General features: G+C 73.4%; 11 protein-coding genes. 1 reads left to right on the forward strand and 10 read right to left on the reverse strand.

What is annotated here, in order from left to right; all coding sequences use genetic code 11:
• Positions 1 to 73 precede the first annotated feature (73 nt).
• Positions 74 to 3232: a penicillin acylase family protein gene (locus tag EDD30_RS07840; RefSeq protein WP_071809406.1), complete on the forward strand. Its 3159-nt coding sequence runs from the start codon at positions 74 to 76 to the stop codon at positions 3230 to 3232.
• Between the two features lie 72 nt (positions 3233 to 3304).
• On the opposite strand, the gene EDD30_RS07845 is transcribed toward EDD30_RS07840, so the two are convergent.
• The 10 genes from EDD30_RS07845 to EDD30_RS07890 all read right to left on the reverse strand — a co-directional run bounded on the left by EDD30_RS07845 (position 3305) and on the right by EDD30_RS07890 (position 15168).
• A complete protein-coding gene (locus EDD30_RS07845; RefSeq protein WP_071809405.1) occupies positions 3305 to 4198 on the reverse strand; it encodes a hypothetical protein in 894 nt (297 codons plus the stop codon).
• Complete coding sequence (locus EDD30_RS07850; protein ID WP_071809404.1) at positions 4195 to 4578, reverse strand: PadR family transcriptional regulator; 384 nt, start codon at positions 4576 to 4578, stop codon at positions 4195 to 4197. Before EDD30_RS07850 ends, EDD30_RS07845 begins: the two co-directional genes overlap by 4 nt.
• Before the next feature lie 58 nt (positions 4579 to 4636).
• The gene (locus tag EDD30_RS07855; protein WP_123678142.1) at positions 4637 to 5872 is read right to left on the reverse strand and encodes an MFS transporter; all 1236 of its coding nucleotides are present in this window, start codon (positions 5870 to 5872) and stop codon (positions 4637 to 4639) included.
• Positions 5869 to 7194: a GH1 family beta-glucosidase gene (locus EDD30_RS07860; RefSeq protein ID WP_071809411.1), complete on the reverse strand. Its 1326-nt coding sequence runs from the start codon at positions 7192 to 7194 to the stop codon at positions 5869 to 5871. Before EDD30_RS07860 ends, EDD30_RS07855 begins: the two co-directional genes overlap by 4 nt.
• Before the next feature lie 75 nt (positions 7195 to 7269).
• The gene (locus tag EDD30_RS07865; protein WP_148088122.1) at positions 7270 to 9750 is read right to left on the reverse strand and encodes an ABC transporter permease; all 2481 of its coding nucleotides are present in this window, start codon (positions 9748 to 9750) and stop codon (positions 7270 to 7272) included.
• Positions 9747 to 10532: an ABC transporter ATP-binding protein gene (locus EDD30_RS07870; protein ID WP_123678144.1), complete on the reverse strand. Its 786-nt coding sequence runs from the start codon at positions 10530 to 10532 to the stop codon at positions 9747 to 9749. Before EDD30_RS07870 ends, EDD30_RS07865 begins: the two co-directional genes overlap by 4 nt.
• 95 nt (positions 10533 to 10627) lie before the next feature.
• Positions 10628 to 11299, reverse strand: coding sequence for a response regulator (locus EDD30_RS07875; protein WP_123678145.1), 672 nt, complete (start codon positions 11297 to 11299; stop codon positions 10628 to 10630).
• A complete protein-coding gene (locus EDD30_RS07880; protein WP_123678146.1) occupies positions 11296 to 12477 on the reverse strand; it encodes a sensor histidine kinase in 1182 nt (393 codons plus the stop codon). The genes EDD30_RS07875 and EDD30_RS07880 overlap by 4 nt, the downstream gene beginning before the upstream one ends.
• Positions 12478 to 12556: 79 nt before the next feature.
• The gene (locus tag EDD30_RS07885; protein WP_123678147.1) at positions 12557 to 14086 is read right to left on the reverse strand and encodes an alkaline phosphatase family protein; all 1530 of its coding nucleotides are present in this window, start codon (positions 14084 to 14086) and stop codon (positions 12557 to 12559) included.
• Positions 14087 to 14178: 92 nt separating this feature from the next.
• A complete protein-coding gene (locus EDD30_RS07890) occupies positions 14179 to 15168 on the reverse strand; it encodes a 1-aminocyclopropane-1-carboxylate deaminase/D-cysteine desulfhydrase (RefSeq protein WP_123678775.1) in 990 nt (329 codons plus the stop codon).
• Positions 15169 to 15213: the final 45 nt, after the last annotated feature.

Consider the following 15213-nt stretch of genomic DNA (forward strand, 5'->3'; position numbering starts at 1 on the left):
GCCCCGAACGTAAACAGGTGGTTAGCAGTATGAATCTTTCTCGCGTCATGCGGCCCGGAAGGGACCCCCGCCCATGCACCGACGCCCCCCGCGCGTTCGCGCGGTACTGACCGCCTCCCTGCTGCTGACCACCACCCTCACGGTCGGCTCCGCCTCCCGCGCGCCCGCCACCGCGGCCGTCGCCACCAACACCGACTACTGCCTCGGCGAGTGCCACGACATCCTCCCGCCGGGGGCGAACGGCAGTGCCAACCTCGTGCAGATCATCGCCCACCAGACCCTCGGCACCATGCCGCGGCACTCCAGCGACCAGCTCGGGCGCTACGCCGACCTCGTGCACCACCACACCGGCCTCACCGAGGAGCAGATCGGCACCTTCTTCAACGACGCCTCGTTCGGCGTTGCGCCCGGCGAGGTCGAGCGCAGCTATCAGCCCCGCCCCGACGTGACCGTGGTCCGTGACAAGGCCCTCGGCGTCCCGCACGTCACCGGCAGCACCCGGGCCGGCACGATGTTCGGCGCGGGCTACGCCGGGGCCGAGGACCGGCTGTTCCTCATGGACCTGATGCGGCACGTGGCCCGCGGCCAGCTCACCCCGTTCGCCGGCGGCAACCCGGGCAACCGCGCCCTGGAACAGAGCGTGTGGCGCAACTCGCCGTACACCGAGGCGGATCTGCAGGCGCAGATCGACGCGCTGCGCTCCTCCGGGCCGCGCGGCGACCAGCTCTACGAGGACGTCCAGGCCTACGTCGCCGGGGTCAACGACTACATCGCCGACTGCATGGCCGCCCGCAACTGCCCCGGCGAGTACGTGCTCACCGGCAACCTCGACCCGATCACCAACGCCGGGGGCCCGCAGGACTTCACGCTGACCGACCTGATCGCGGTCGCCGGGGTCATCGGCGGCCTGTTCGGCGGGGGTGGCGGCGGCGAGATGCAGTCCGCCCTGGTCCGGATCGCCGCGCGGGCCAAGTACGGCGACGCCGCCGGTGACGCCGTCTGGACGACATTCCGCTCGCAGAACGATCCCGAGACCGTGCAGACCCTGCACCACGGACAGACGTTCCCGTACACGCCGGACAACCGCGGTGCCGCCGGGGTAGCGATGCCCGACCCGGGCACGGTCACGGGAGAGCCACTCGTCTACGACCAGTCCGGAACGGCCACCTCGGCCAGGAAGCACGGCCGGAGCGAGATCGCCGAGTCCCTCGGCAAGCTCACCATCGACGGCCGCCGCGGCATGTCCAACGCGGCGGTGGTTTCCGCCGCGCACTCGGCGACGGGCCACCCGATCGCCGTCTTCGGGCCGCAGACCGGCTACTTCGCTCCCCAACTGCTCATGTTGCAGGAGCTGCAGGGGCCGGGGATCAGCAGCCGGGGCGCCGCCTTCGCGGGACTCAACCTCTACACACTGCTGGGCCGCGGGCCCGACTACGCGTGGAGCGCCACCTCCGCGGGCCAGGACATCACCGACACCTTCGCCGCGGAACTCTGCGAACCCGGCGGGGGCACGCCGACCACCGCGTCGACGCACTACCTCTACCACGGCCAGTGCCTCGCGATGGAGGCGCTCTCCAGGTCCAACGCGTGGGAGCCCAGCACCGCCGACCCGACCCCGGCCGGGTCGTACCGCCTGACCATGCTGCGGACCAAGTACGGCCTGGTGTCGCACCGCGGGCTGGTCGGCGGCAAGCCGGTCGCGTTCACCAGCCTGCGCGCGACGTACCGGCACGAGGCCGACTCGGCGCTCGGCTTCCAGATGTTCAACGAACCCGACCAGATGGGTACGGCCGCGGGATTCCAGGCCGCGGCGTCACAGATCTCGTTCGCGTTCAACTGGTTCTACGTCAACTCCGCCGACGCGGCGTACTTCGCCTCCGGGGCACATCCGGTCCGGTCCGCCGCCGCCGATCCGAACCTGCCGACCTGGGGCCGGCCCGCGTACGAGTGGTCCGGCTGGGACCCGGCTACCAACGTCGCCGCCTACGAGCCCGCGTCCGCGCATCCGCGGGCCGTCAACCAGGACTACTTCGTGAGCTGGAACAACAAGCAGGCGGACGGCTTCTCCGCCTCCGACGGCAACTTCAGCTTCGGCGCGGTGCACCGCGGCGACCTGCTGGACCGGCCGATCAGGGAGGCCCTGGCCGCGGGCCGCAAGTTCGACCGGGGCAGCCTGCTGAGCGTCGTGGAGACCGCCGCGATCACCGACCTGCGCGGCATCGAGGTCCTCGACGACCTGCTGCGCGTCATCGACACCGCCCCGGTGACCGACCCGGCGCAGGCCGCCGCGATCGCCAAGCTGCGCACGTGGCAGCAGGGCGGATCCAAGCGCGTCGAGACCGCGCCGGGCAGCAAGGCCTACCGCGACGCCGACGCGATCCGCATCATCGACGCCTGGTGGCCGCGGCTGGTGCCGGCGCAGTTCAAGGCGCCCCTCGGCGACGAGCTCTACCAGGCGCTGGCGAACACCCTGCCGATCGACGAGTCGCCGTCCACCGGCCAGGGCCACGAGGGCTCCGCCTTCCAGTCCGGCTGGTGGGGCTACATGGAGAAGGACCTGCGTGCGGTGCTCGGCGAGAGCGTGCCCCGGTGGCCGAGCAAGTACTGCGGGAACGGCAATCTCGGCGCCTGCCGGGCCGCCCTGCTCGAGAGCCTCACAGCGGCGCTGGCGGTGCCGGCCACCACCACCTATCCCGGTGACTCGCACTGCGCGGCCGGCGACCAGTGGTGCGCCGACGCCATCCTGCAGTCACCGCTCGGCGGCATCACCCACCCGATGACGAGCTGGCAGAACCGGCCCACCTACCAGCAGGTCGTCTCGTTCCCGGCACGGCGCAGCGACGACGTGAGCAACCTGGCGGCCGGGCGCCCGGTCACGGCGTCGACCTCGCAACCCGGCCATCCCGCCACCCACGCCGTGGACGGCGACCGGGGCACGCGCTGGGCGAGCCGGTGGTCCGACAACCAGTGGCTGCGCATCGATCTGGGCAGCAGCAGGCGGGTGGCCCGGATGGTGATCCGGTGGGAGGCCGCCTACGCGACCGCGTACCGGATAGAGGTCTCGCCCGACGGCAGCGCCTGGACCCAGGTCGCCGCGGTGACCGGCGGCAACGGCGGGGTCGACAACGTCACCTTCACCGCGACCGACGCCCGGTACGTGCGGCTGACCGGGCAGAGCCGGGCCACGTCCTACGGCTTCTCGGCCTACGAAGTGGAGCTGTACTCGCGCTGAGCCTGCCGTTCGAGCATCGGGCGCCCGGACCGGCCGAGGTGGTCGGACCGGGCGCCCGGCGGACGGTGAATCTCAGGCGCGAGCGTGCCGCCGCCACGTCGCGACCGTTGCGGCGGCGACCATGGCGACGCCGACGATCACCGACGGCAGGCCTTCGGCGGGGTAGAACGACATCATCGACGCGGGATCCGTCGTGACCTGGTGCAGCGTGACCAGGAGGAAGGTGGGCGCCGCCGCGAGCAGCATGCGCTGGTCGGCCGAGGCGACCCACAGGAAGGCCGCCATCACCGCGACGACCGCGATCGCCGCGAGGGACCGCTGCACCGGATCGACCATCGTCAGCCGGCCGACCGGCATCAGATGGAGCACCAGCACGCCCAGCGTGACCACGACGGCGTTGCCGCGTTCGACCGGTGGGACGTCGGCGGGACGACGGAGGCCGGCGATCACCAGGGAAGCCGCCACCACCGGGGCCCACCACTGCGGCAGGCTGTTGGCGAACAGATGCACGGAGACGGCGGTCGGTACGACGATCGCGGCGACCACCAGACCGGCGGCGGGCCCCTGCCGGCCCAGGATCAACGCCGCGAGAGCCGCCAGGATCAGGAGCAGGTTCGGGCCGTGATCCACCAGCACGGCCGGCAACGAGTCGAGTCCGCCGAGCTCCAGGGGCTCCACGGCGTCGTCGAGGCCGATCAACGCGCCCAGGGCGAGCACGGCCATGGCGGCCAGTTGCATCCCCTGCCAGAACAGGACAGCCGTCGGGCGCTCCGCCGTACTGCCCGCGCGTACTCGCAGGCCGCCGCGCACCAGGGCGACCGCCTGCCGCCATTCCGGCCATCGACGGGTGGCCGAGACGTCGCTGACCAGGATCTCCAGCAGTTCATCCGTGCGTTCGCGACGGTAGCCGGCCGGGTAGGACCGCAGCAGCGCCCGATAGCGGCGCTCGAGGATGTCGTTGCTCATGCTGGCAGGGCCCTCCGGGTGGATCGTCGGCCGGTTTCCGGCCGGGGGGAAGTCGGGTTCGGCAGCCGGTCGTGCACGACGCGGGCCGCCTCGGCGAGCCGGTCCGCCTCCTCGGCCAGCACCGCCTGACCGCTGTCGGTAAGCCGGTAGTAGCGCCGGGCTCGGCCGTTGACGATCTCCTCGCCGTCGGCGAGGAGCAGGCCCTCGCCGAGTAGCCGATCGATCACCGAGTACAGCGAGCCGGCGGCGAGTTTGACGCGTCCTCCGGAGAGCTCCGCCACGCGCTTGACCACCGCGTATCCGTGCAGCCGTCCGTCGAGGAGCGCGGCAAGGACGAAGTATGAGGGCTCCCGCAGGGAGGCGCGCGAACTTGATCTCATGGCTGCCGAATATACAAGTAGCTTGTATATATGCCAAGTGCACCGGTGGTAATCGACCTCAGGGCACCGAGCGGATGCGGGTCACCAGCACCGATCCGAGGAGGGTCACCGCGGCCACCGACAGGAACAGCGCCGGGTAGCCACCCAGGTAGGCCACGATCGGGAAGGCCAGCGCCGGGCCGAGCACCTGCGGCGCGGAGTTGGCGATGTTGATGATGCCGAGGTCGCGGGCACGGTCCCGCGCCCCGGGGAGGACCTGCGTGATCAGGGCCTGGTCGACCGACAGGTAGACGCCGAAGCCCAGGCCCAGCAGGGCGGCCGCGACGATCGCCCCCGGCCAGGTCGGCCAGAGTGCCAGCAGCAGCGCCGCGGCCGCCATCACGTATCCGGACAGGATGACCGACGGCTTGCGCCGTCCGGTGCGGTCCGACACCACTCCCCCGGCCACGACGGTCAGCAGAATCCCGGCGGTATAGACCAGGACGAGCAGGAGCACACCCTGCTCGGCGTCCGGATGGTGGATCTGGTCCCGCAGGAAATAGAGCAGATACAGCGTCGCCATCGCGTTGCCGAGCTGGACGAGGAACCGGGTGGCCCACGCCCAGGCGAAGTCCGGGGCCTCGCCCGCCGCGAACCGGAACCCGGACAGCACCGACCGGACGGTGAACCGCGGTGCGAGCTCCGCCGCCACCGGCGGGTCGCGGGTAAGCAGCACGAACGGGACGGCGGCGAGCACCACCACGACACCGGTCAGCAGATAGCCGGCGCTCATCCCGCTCACCACGGCGGTGACCAGCAGGACGCCGAGCACCACGCCGGACGACTGGGCCAGCCCCACCCAGCCGGAGACGCTGCCCCGCTGAGCCACCGGCGTCCGGTCCGGGACGATGGCGGTGATCCCCGCCTGCAGGAGGTTGAGCCCGGCCTGCGCCAGGCACCAGCACAGCGTCAGCCCGAGGAGGGTGTGCTGCCCGGAGAGCAGGATCAGCCCGACGAGGCTGATCAGGGCGCCGACCACGGTCCAGGTGTGCCGCCGCCCGGTCCGGGCCGTCGTCGCGTCGGAGAGCGCGCCGGCGACCGGGCCCGCCACGACGGCGACGAGCGCGCCGACGCCGGTGATGACGCCCAGCGCGGTGGCCTTGTCGGCGCCCGCCACCTGTTCGGCCTGCAGCGGCAGCAACACCTGCAACGGCGCGTAGTAGCCCACCCACAGGCCGAGATTGGCCACCGACAGCAGCGAGATCCAGCGCCCGCCCACCCGCGGCGGGTCGGCGAGGCCGGCGTACGCGGTCACCGCTGCTCGGCGAGGGCGGCGCGCAACCAGGCGAAGGAGTCCTTGGGTGTACGCCGCTGGGTGTCGTAGTCCACCCGGACGAGGCCGAACCGCTGGCTGTAGCCCTCCGCCCACTCGAAGTTGTCCAGCAGCGACCAGACGAAATACCCCCGTACGTCGACGCCCGCGACGATCGCCTCATGCAGGGACCGCAGGTGCGCGTCGAGATAGTCGACGCGGGCGGCGTCGTGGACCCGGCCGTCGTCGCCGGAGACATCCACGGTGGAGCAACCGTTCTCGGTGATGTAGATGGGCGGCAGCACGCCGGCATAGTGTTCGTGCAGGCCGACCAACAGCTCCCGCAGGCCGTCCGGCACCACGGGCCAGCCGAACGCCGTCCGCGGGACACCGTCGATCTCGACCGTCTCGAACGGCAGGGGCGCGCCGTCCGGCGCCGCCTTCACGCGGGTGGGGTTGTAGTAGTTGATGCCCAGCGCGTCCATCAGCGTCGCGATGACGTCCATGTCCCCGTCGCGGACGACGCCGGCGTCGACGAGCCCCGCGGCGAACGGCGGGTACTCGCCCCGCAGGACCGGGTCGAGGAAGAGCCGGTTGTGGAAGCCGTCGTAGACCGCGGCCGCCACGAGGTCGTCCTCGCCGTCGCCGGCCGGCCACACCGGCGTGCAGTTGTTGGTGATCATCACCTCGGCGGCGCCGCGCTCGCGCAAGGCCCGCACCGCCAGCCCGTGGGCGAGAAGCTGGTGATGGGCCACCGGCAGGGCGTCGAGCATCAGCTCGCGGCCGGGCGCGTGGGTGCCGAGCGCGTACCCCTCGGCCATGTGCACGACCGGTTCGTTCAAAGTGATCCACCGGCGGACGCGGTCGCCGAGCCGGTCGGCGACCGCGGCCGTGTAGTCGGCGAAGTGGTGCGCGGTGTCGCGGGAGAGCCACCCGCCGGCGTCCTCCAGGGCCTGCGGGAGATCCCAGTGGAACAGCGTCGGCACCGGCGCGATGCCGCGGCCCAGCAGCGCGTCCACCAGCCGGTCGTAGAAGTCCAGCCCCTTGGCGACGGCCGGGCCCGTGCCGGTGGGCTGCACCCGCGGCCAGGCGATGGAGAACCGGTAGGCACCCACGCCCAGCTCCGCGAGCAGGTCCACGTCCTGCGGCCAGCGGTGATAGTGGTCGCAGGCCACGTCGCCGGTGTCGCCGTCGCGGACCCGGCCCGGGGTGTGGCTGAAGGTGTCCCAGATGGAGACTCCTCGCCCGTCGTCGCGCACGGCGCCCTCGATCTGGTAGGACGCGGTGGAGACGCCCCACAGGAAGTCAGGGGGGAAGTTGGGCAGGGCAACCACGGTTCCGGCCTCCTCGAATGCGAGTTCGGCTCAGATTAGCGGCGGGACCCCGGTTCGGCGAGCCCCTCATTCGCCGGCCAGGTTCTCGGCTACGGGACGGCGGGCGGCCCGGCGGGCGGGGAGCACCGACGCGGCCAGCGCGGCGACCACCGCGACGGCGAGCAATACGCCGAGCCGGTCCCACGGCACGACGAGCGGGAGGTCGGCGCCCCGCCGCCCGATCGCGGACAGCAGGGTCCGCGTGATCACGAGGCTCGCCACGACGCCCAGCACGGTGCCGGTCAGGGCCATGACCAGGGCCTCGGCGGCGAGGGTGCCGCGCAACTGACGGCGGGTGAGGCCGACCGCCCGCAGCAGGGTGTTCTCCCGCGTCCGTTCCAGTACGGACAGCGTCAGGGTGTTGGCCACGCCGATCAGCGCGACGACCACGGCGAGGACGAGCAGTCCGGTCACGACGGCGAGCATCTGCTCGAGCGGGGCGTTGAGCTCGGCCACGTACGCCGCCCGGTCGTGGACGGTCATCGTCGGAAAGTCGCGGGCCGCACGGTCGAGCGCGGCTCGCGCGGCCGAGGCCGGGACGCCGGAGGCCGGGTCGGCCTGCAGTTGCGACAGGCTCGGCTTCGGGAACAGCTTCGTGAGATCGTCCGGGGTCAACCACACCGACCGCTCCAGCACGGCGGAGTCCTCGGTGTCCGGGACCGCCGCGACGACCGTGAAGGCCCGGCCCCGGACGGTGACCTTCTGGCCCACCGGGATGCCGGTCTCCCGGGTCACGACGGCGGTGCCGGGGGTGAGCGCGGCGATCGAGCCGTCATGCTCGGGATAGCCGCGGCTCAGGATGACCGGGTAGCCCGCGTGGACGGCGAGGAAGTCGTCCTCGCCGCCGTCGAACGCCTCCCACTGCGGATAGAGGGTGCCCAGCTCCGGCATCCGGCGCAGGGAGTCGACCAGGGCGGGAGGCAGCACCGACAGCGTCCCGCCGTCGGTCACCAGGAAGTGCGCGCCGAACCGCGCGTCGGCCTTCCCCTCGGCCGGTGCCTTCGCGCTCTCGTTCATCAGGGTGAACGTCGACACCAGGGTCACCCCGATCACCAACGCATTGGTGGTGGCGGCGATCCTGCGGGGATTGCGTACGGCGTTGCGCAGCGCGAGGGACACGGTCGTCCCGCCGAGGCGCGCCGCCGGGACGCCGAGCAAGCGCACGACGGCGGGCACCACGGCCGGGCTGAGCAGCACGAAACCCACGAAGGCCAGCAGCGTGCCGGCCACCACCGCCTCGACCACGCCGGTGGTGGCCGCGGCGGTGAGCGCCGCGGTGCCGCCGAGGAATGCGGCAATGCCCAGCCCTCGGCGCCCGCGCCCGGTCCGGCGGGCGTCCTGGACGGCCGTGTCGGACAGCGCGGCCACCGGCGCCACGCCGGTGCCCCGGCGGGTGGGCAGCAGCGCCGAGAGCACGGTCACGCCCGCGCCGACCGCGACCGAGATCGCCACGGTCGCCGGGGTGAGCGTCAGGCCGCTGGGCAGGCTCGCGCCCAGCGCCGCGAACCCCGCCCGCAGGGCGTAGGCCAGCCCGGCGCCGACGAGGAGGCCGAGCAGCGATCCGGCCAGGCCGAGCACCGCCGCCTCGACGACCAGCGACCGGAACACCTGCCGGCGGGTCGCGCCGACCAGTCGCAGCAGCGCCGTCTCCCGGGTGCGCTGGGCCAGCACGATGGTGAAGGTGTTGGCGATGACGAACGCGGCGACGGCCACGACGATCAGCCCGAAGCCGAGCAGCGCGGTCCGGAACGTCCGGGCGTCGCCGACGGCCCGCTCCAGCGCGGCGCTGACGAGCTCGTCGTGGGTGCGCACCTCGGCGCCGCCGCCCATCGCCGCGCGGATCCGGCCGGCCAGGTCGGACTCGGCGATCCCGTCGCCGGCGGCGACGAGGACGCGCTGCGGCCGGTCGTCCCCGCTGAGCGCCAGCGTGTCGCGCAGCACCATGCCGACGACGGCGCCGCGCGCTTCGACCGCGCCCTTGCTCTGCTGCGTCAGCCCCACCAGCCGGTACGCCGTGGCCGCTGCGTCACTGCCACCGATCCGGACCTCGTCGCCCACCCGCAGGCCTTCCCGGCGGGCGGTGCCCTCGTCGAGAACGATCTCGCCGCGCTTTTGGGGCAGCCGGCCCTGGCTCGCATCCAGCATGCGCAGCGCCGGGTCGACCGCAACGGTGGTGGCCCGGTGGGCTCCGCGCAGTTGCCGGCCCTCCTTGCCGACGATGCCGAACGAGGTCGCACTCGCGACGCCCTCGGCGGCGCGAACCCCCGGCACCTTCCGGATCCGGCCGACGAGATCGGCGGAGCCGGGAGCGTCCGACGGCCCGACCGGGGTGACCTCGACGTCGGTGGTGCGGTACTGCGCGGCGGCCTGATCGGTCATGGCCCGCGACAGCCCGTCGGTGAACATCAGGCTGCCTGCGATGAAGGCGACTCCGAGCACGATGGACACCGAGGACAGCAGCAGCCGGGCGACGTTGGCGCGCAGCGAGCGCAGGGTCAGCCGGATCATGCGGACCACCGCCCCGCCGGGGAGGCGCCGGCGGTCTCCAGGCGGTGCATCGCCTCGAGGACGGTGTCGGCGGTCGGCCGCGGCAGGGTGCCGGCGTGCCGGCCGTCGCGCAGGAACACCACCTGGTCGGCGCGCGCGGCCGCCTGCGGGTCATGGGTGACCATCACGACGGTCTGGCCGAGGTCGGTGACCGCGTCGCGCAGCAGGGAAAGGACCTCCGTGCCGCTGCGCGAGTCGAGGTTGCCGGTCGGCTCGTCGGCGAACACCACCCAGGGGCGGGTGATCAGCGCCCGGGCCACGGCCACCCGCTGCTGTTGGCCGCCGGAGAGCTCGGACGGCCGGTGGCCCAGCCGGTCGGTCAGGCCGACGGCCGTCACGACCCGGTCGAACCACGCCCGGTCCGGCCGCCGCCCGGCGATCGTCAGCGGCAGCGTGATGTTCTCCGCGGCGGTCAGCACCGGCAGCAGGTTGAACCTCTGGAACACGAATCCGACGTGGTCGCGGCGCAGCAGGGTCAGCCGCCGGTCGCCCAGCGTGGTCAGGTCGGTGCCGCCGATGCGCACGGTGCCGCCAGTCGGCCGGTCCAGCCCGGCCAGGCAGTGCAGCAGCGTCGACTTGCCCGAGCCGGACGGCCCCATGACGGCGTGGAACATGCCCGCCGGTAGCGCCAGGCTCACGCCGGCGAGGGCGTCGACGGAGGCGTCGCCGGTGCCGTACGCCATGTGCAGGTCGACGGCCTCGACGGCGGGCCCGCCGGGCGGAGTGGAGGTGAGGGACGACATGCCACGACCGTATGGTCGCCCCTCGCCCCGGCGCGTCCCCTCGAAGATCGATCGCCGGGTACGACTCAGGTCGCACCGGGCCGCCGGCGTCCCCCTCAGGTATTGCCGCTGGGCTGCACCAGTCCGGACTCGTACGCGTACACCACCGCCTGCACCCGGTCGCGCAGTCCGAGCTTGGCCAGGATCCGCCCGACGTGGGTCTTCACCGTCGCCTCGGCCACGTGCAGTCTGCCGCCGATCTCCGCGTTCGACATTCCCTGGGCCACCAGCAGCAGCACCTCCTGCTCGCGGTCGGTCAGCTCGGTCAGGTCGCTCGTCCCCGGCCGGCCGGGGACGAGCCGGTCGGCGAAACGGTCCAGCAGCCGCCGGGTCACGCGGGGCGCCACCACCGCCTCACCGCTGGCCACCACCCGGATCGCCGACAGGAGTTCCTCCGGCGGCACGCTCTTCAGCAGGAACCCGCTCGCCCCGGCCTGCAGGGCGGCGAACGCCTCCTCGTCGGTGTCGAAGGTCGTCAGCACCAGCACCCGCGGCGACGGGCCGGCCGCGCAGATCTGGCGGGTCGCGGCCACGCCGTCCAGTACCGGCATCCGCAGATCCATGACCACGAGGTCGGCCGCGGTGTCGCGCAGCAGCCGCAGCGCCTCGGCGCCGTCGCCGGCCTCCCCGACCACCGTGATGTCCTCCTGGAAGTCCAGGACCATCCGGAACCCGGCGCGGACGAGATGCTGGTCGTCCACCAGCACCACCCGGATCGGCGCACTCATGCCTGCACCTCGGCGAGCGGGATGCGACCGCGGACCCGCCAGCCGCCGTCGAGGCGGGGGCCGGCGTCGAACGCGCCGCCGTAGAGGCTCACCCGTTCCCGCATCCCGACCAGCCCGTGCCCGCCCGGCGCGGCCGGGACCGTGCCGGTGCCGGTGTCGCTCACGTCCACCTCGATGGCCTCCGGGCGGTACCGCAGCCGTACGGTCGCGGTCGGGGCCGGGCCCGCATGCTTCAGGGTGTTCGTCAGCGACTCCTGGACGATCCGGTAGACGGCCAGGGCCACGCCGCCGGACACGGCGGGCGGGGCGCCGTCCACGACCAGATCGACCGCCAGGCCCGCGCCGCGCGCCCGTTCCACCACGGCTCCCACCTGCTCCAGCCCGGCCGGGGTGCGGTCGGCGTCCGGCTCGTCGCTGCGCAGCATCTCGACCAGTTGCTTGATCTCGACGAGCGCGTCCCGCCCGGTCGCGCCGATCGTCCGCAACGCCGCGCGCGCCCGCTCCGGGTCCCGGTCCAGCGCGTATTCGCCGCCGTTGGCGTGCACGATCATCACCGACAGCGAGTGCGCCACGATGTCGTGCAGCTCGCGGGCGATCCGCGTGCGCTCCTCGGCGACGGCGATCCGGGCCAGGTGCTGACGCTCGCGCTCGGCGGTGGCCGCGCGCTCCTCGGCCTGCGCGTAGGAGAGGCGCCGACCCCGGGCGAGGTAGGCGACCGCCCAGATCACGATGCCGTAGCCGACGGACAACAGCAGGCCGGTCTGCACGTCCGCCAGCCCGGGCAGCTCGTGGCTGTACTCGAGGCTGGTGCGGGCGGTGAGGGCGACGGTGCCGAGGAGCGCGGCGGCGACACCGGCCGCGATGCCCGTCTTCAGACGGGCGGCGTACACGACGACCGCGTACATCGCCACCGCCATCGAGACCAGCAGCATGCCCTCGTGCAGGTGCGAGCCGTGGACCTCGATCGGCAGCATCGCCATCGACAGCAGCGCCACCGCGACGAACGCGGCGACCGGCCGGTGCCGACGCCACATCAGCGCACACCCGACGAGCAGCCCGAAGATCAGGCCGCCCTCGCGGAACTGGTGCCACCAGTACGTGGCCGTGAGAGCCACCGATCCGGCCACGGCCAGATCGACCAGAACAGCCTGGTATGGCCGGAACGAGGACCACGACATGGGGCGATAGTACAAGCGGAACCACGGTGGCCTGCGGCTTCGCGCGGCGGACGGGCGCCGGCCCGCCCGCCGCGAACCGTCAGCTTCCGGGCACGACCGTCACGTCGTCGATCACCCAGTACCAGTTGTTGCTCGCATCGTGGAAGCGGAACTTCACGGTCATCGAGGTGGCCCCGGCCGGCACGGGGACCGGCACCGACTCGACCGTGGCGAGGGCGTCCGCGGAGTAGCGCTTCACCAGTTGGTCGGCGCCGCCGTCGAAGGAGACGAGGACGTCGCCCTTCTGCGCGCCCTCCTGCCGGTAGTGGGTCACGTAGTTCACCCGGGCCGTGCCGCCCGCCACGACCGGCCAGGCCGGCGAGACGAGGGTCGAGTCGAAGCTCGTGCCGCCGGACCTGTCGGCGAACTCGTCGCTGTCGGCCACCGCGAAGACGCCCCGCGCCCGCACGGCGTTCTCCCGCTCCTGGCCGCTCTGCGTCTGGCTCCAGAACTCGTTGGTGGCGAACGTCCAGCCGCGCCATTCGGTGACCCCGCCGGTGGGCATCGCGCCACGGTCCACGGACCAGCCGGCCGGCGGCGTCGGGGTCCAGCCCGCCAGGGTGGCCGGGATGCCCGTCTCGTCCACCCGGGTCCGCAGGGCCAGGCCGTCGAACCGGTCGGCGGCACGCGACCGGACGCTCGTGCCGTCCAGGGCCACGACGACACCGAAGTGCTGCAACGCCGTCGCGGCGAGATCCACCTGCCGGACGTCCGTGGGTCGCGCACCGGCGGCGATCCCGGAGCCGGCGGCGAGCAGGAACGTGCCGCGCTCGTCGAGGCGGCAGCCGCCGTGCCCGCCGAACGGCACCCGGTGGCCGTGGTCGGTGGTGACCATGACGAGCCAGTCCTCGCCTGCGTACGTGGGCCGCGACCGCACCGCCGCCAGCATCCGGCCGAGCTGCTGATCCTGCTTCTCGATGGCGGCCCGGTAGCGCGTGCCGGTGCCCACGGCGTGCGCCACCACGTCGGTGTTGCCCAGGTAGACGAACGACGCGTCCGGATCGCCGGTGCCCAGCCGGGTCACCGCGTCCGTGGTGATCTTCTCGTCCTCCCCGGCGTAGCCGTCGGCGTCCCCGTCGAGGGTGACCCGCGTGTCGCTGGCCGTCGAGAAGGTCCCCTGGTCGTGCAGCGGCGCCCAGTCGACGGCGGAGTACGTCGCCAGGGCCGGGTCCGCCCGCTCCAGGCGGGTCAGGAAGTCCGGCCAGGCGTCGTAGCGCTTGCCCGCGAAGCTGTTGTTCCGTACGCCGTGCCGGTCGGGCCAGACGCCGGTGGCGATGTTCGACCAGCCGGGGCCGCTGGACGAGTCGGCCAGCGACGGGCACTGCACCAGGCTGCGGCCGAGCACGCCCTGCGCCGCGAGGGCGTCGAGATTCGGCGCGTTCGCCGCCACGACGCTGTCCCAGTTGAGCCCGTCCATCCCCACCACGAGCAGCTTGGGGACCGGCACCGCGGCGGCCGGAGCGCCCGGGGCCGCGGCCGGGGCGCCGGAAGCGGCGGCCGCCGGGCCGCCGGGAGCGGCGGCGGCGAGCAGCGCGGCGGTCAGGCTCACGCGCACGACGGAACGTTTCATGCGTAACCTCCGGACGAGAGAGCTCCCTGGAACGCATCGAAAACTATCACTGTCAACGCCGGGTTCCCGCCCACCGAGCCGGGGACGAACTCTTACGTGAGGTGCAGGTCGTCCGCGGTGTGCCAGTACAGGACCGGGCCGTGACCCGGCTCCGCGCCGGTCAGGTCCCGTAGGGCCGCCGCGGCCTTGGCCGTGTAGACCGGCTCGGCGTGGACGCCCGCATGGTCGGCGAGCCAGGGAGCGGCGGCCGTCGATGCGGGCGTCGCAAGGCCGTAGCCCGGGCCTAGCCAATCGGCGCGGACTGTCAGCGGCGCCAGCGGGGCCGGGGCCGGCAGCCGGGCGCCGCTGCGGCGCAGCAGGCGGGCGGTCGCCTCGGCGAGGCGACGCACCTGGGGCTCGCCCATCGGGGTCTGGTCGTTGACCAGCACGCCGACGACCTGCGTGGGCAGACCGGCCAGGCCCAGGCCGAGGGCCAGCCCGGCGGCGGTACCGCCCGAACCGACCGGCACGACCACCTGCCGCGGCGCCGGAAGCTCGCCCGAGGCGACCTGGGCGGCGAGCTCCAGGGCGGCCTCCACATAGCCCAGACAGCCGCGCGGGCTCGATCCGCCGATCGGCAGCAGGCCCGGGCGCCCGCCGGTGACCGCGGCGCGGGCGAGCAGCAGACCGGCGGCGAGATAGCCGGCGGGGACGCTGCGCACCCGGCGTACGGTCGCGCCGGTCGCCCGCACGGCGGCGGCCTGCCGGGCCACGTGGTCGTCGTACGGCTGCTCCAGCGCGACGACCGCCACCCGCAGGCCGGCCGCCGTGGCGTAGCGGGCCACGGCGACGGCATGGTGGCTGCCCGTGCCGCCGGCGGTCACCACCGTGCGACGGCCGCGCCGCAGCAGATCGGCCAGCGTCCACTCCAGCTTGCGGACCTTGTTGCCGCCGTACAGCGTGCCGTAGCCGCCGTCGTCCTTGACCCACACGCCGCTCAGGCCGGCGACCGCGCGGACCGGGGTCGGGGCGGTGCCGAGCCGCCGGAACGGCAGGCGTCCCACGATCGCGGGAAAGCGCTCGTGCAGAAGCGGCACCGTCATCCCCGCAGCGTACTTCGATATCCCGCGGGAGCTACCGTGGCGGCG

Origin of the sequence: Couchioplanes caeruleus (genome assembly GCF_003751945.1) — a bacterium.
In the GTDB taxonomy this organism is placed as follows: Bacteria; Actinomycetota; Actinomycetes; order Mycobacteriales; family Micromonosporaceae; genus Actinoplanes; species Actinoplanes caeruleus.